This is a genomic window from Lacihabitans soyangensis (assembly GCF_024343775.1).
GTDB classification, from domain to species: Bacteria; Bacteroidota; Bacteroidia; order Cytophagales; family Spirosomataceae; genus Leadbetterella; species Leadbetterella soyangensis.
In genome coordinates, this window is the sequence record NZ_RJUF01000112.1 from 1 (window position 1) to 1993 (window position 1993).

Consider the following 1993-nt stretch of genomic DNA (forward strand, 5'->3'; position numbering starts at 1 on the left):
AATTTCCAAGATGATATGGGCTATAATAGTGGGGTTTTTAAATCCAAAAAGTCTTAACCCCTTATTTGACAGAAGCTTCAACATAGTCTTTCAGGTCGGAAAAATTGTTTCCAAAATACTCCGAAGCAATTTTTGCAATGGTAGCAATCGAAGTTTTTTCAGATAAATCTTTAAATTTTTTAAAGAATATAGGTTTAACTTTATCTTTTTCATCTTCAGAAGAATCTCGATAGTTTTTTAACATAGAAAGTAATTCTTCCCGCTCTTTATCATTGGCAGTATTTTGAAAAATTAGACTGACTAATTCTTTTTCAATAGGCGTATAATTCTCATTTGAATTTTCATCAAAGAATAAATTTTGATTATTATCACCTATTGCGATATTATTTGCATTAAATACTGCATTAGGAAAACTGTATTTACTTTCCATAATTGACTATTGTTATATTCTTATCCCCTATTTGTAAATTGTTACTTGTAATAGACCCAGTAAAAACAAAGTAAATATTAAAAATTGGCTTTTGAGATGTTCCACATGCTTCCAAACCAATATGATTTGGGTCAATTTTAACCATTTCAGCAATCCTTTGGCATTCTTGCTTAATACATCTTTCTAAATCTTTATTTTCTATTTTTAAAAAGTCATTACCTATATTAAAAACATCATATTCTTTAATTGCAGAAATCGGATTTGTTAAATAACCATTTTTACCTAATTGCTTATTTAAGTGGCCAATGTTTAGACTTTCCACAAATTTATTATCACTTCCAAAATAATTAGCACCAGCTATACTTGACCATTGGTTCTTATCAGAGAGTAAAGTTGGTGAAATAGTACTCTTTCCTAAAATAAAATCAGTTGTACTTGCCAAGTGATTTACTCCAGAATAAACACTCCTATTGGAATATTTATCGACTGCATTAAAGTTCGACAATTCGAAAGAACCTATTCCCAAAGATGTATTTGCAACTGAAACAGCTCCAACTAAACTTGTCCATTGGCTCTTGTCAGAAAGTAAACTTGGTGAAATAGTACTCTTACCTGAAATAAAATCAGTTGTACTTGGCAAGTGATTTACCCCAGAATAAACGCTCTTATCAAAATATTTGTCCGATGCACTGGTGATAGCTAATTGGGGTGAACCTACTCCAAAATAAGTACTTGCAGTTGAAACAGATTCATTCAAATTTAGCAAATGCTTGTTGTCATAAAGTACACTTGTTCTAATAGTACTTTGTCCCAAAATTAAATCAGTTGAGTTTGCCACTGCATTTACTCCAGAATAAACATTTCTATTAAAATATTTATCAGAGGCACCAATGGTAGCTATTTGGGGCGAACCAACTCCCAAGTAGCTATTTGAAACTGAAACAAATCCTTCTAAATTTGAGCAATGGTTCTTATCGGAGAGTAAACTTGTTCTAAAATTATTTTGTCTTAAAATTAAATCAGTTGAGTCCGTCAAGGGATTTATTCCGTTGTAATAATTTCTATTGAAATATCTATCGGATATACCTAAATTAGCCAACTGTTGTGAATCTATTTCTAAGTAGGTATTTGCAACTGGAATAGATTCGCATAAATTTATCAAATTAGAATCTTCAGAGCAGCAGTTAGTTTTTTTGCTTTTTTTTCTCATAATCAACTTTTTTCTTTTTCACAATTTTCTAAATTCAAGTAGCTAACTTTCTCATTATTAACTTTTCATTATCAAAATTACAAAAACTAATTTTAATAATATTCAAATCCAAACTCCAATTAACTTCTCACACTCTCTAACTGGCAACCACAAATTGACTTTCATTAATTCTTCTAATTTTTGAACAGCCAATTGCTTTTGCAAAATTTTTTGGTTGACCATTTCCTCAAAAACCCGCAAAACGCCATGCACCTCAAAACCCAATTTTTCGGCCTCCTTTCTTAGTTTATTGTCTCCCGTCAAAATCATGAATTCTTTTAACTCTTTTGCATAAAAATATAATGACAAGTCAG

3 protein-coding genes are annotated in these 1993 nt (G+C 30.5%); all 3 read right to left on the minus strand.

The features are described from left to right. Positions 1 to 61: 61 nt before the first annotated feature. The gene (locus EGI31_RS14715) at positions 62 to 430 is read right to left on the minus strand and encodes a hypothetical protein (protein ID WP_255035927.1); all 369 of its coding nucleotides are present in this window, start codon (positions 428 to 430) and stop codon (positions 62 to 64) included. Beyond that, complete coding sequence (locus EGI31_RS14720; RefSeq protein ID WP_255037942.1) at positions 420 to 1640, minus strand: hypothetical protein; 1221 nt, start codon at positions 1638 to 1640, stop codon at positions 420 to 422. The genes EGI31_RS14715 and EGI31_RS14720 overlap by 11 nt, the downstream gene beginning before the upstream one ends. A gap of 102 nt (positions 1641 to 1742) precedes the next feature. After that, the coding region (locus EGI31_RS14725) for a PIN domain-containing protein (RefSeq protein WP_255037944.1) at positions 1743 to 1993 on the minus strand (251 nt) is incomplete at its 5' end.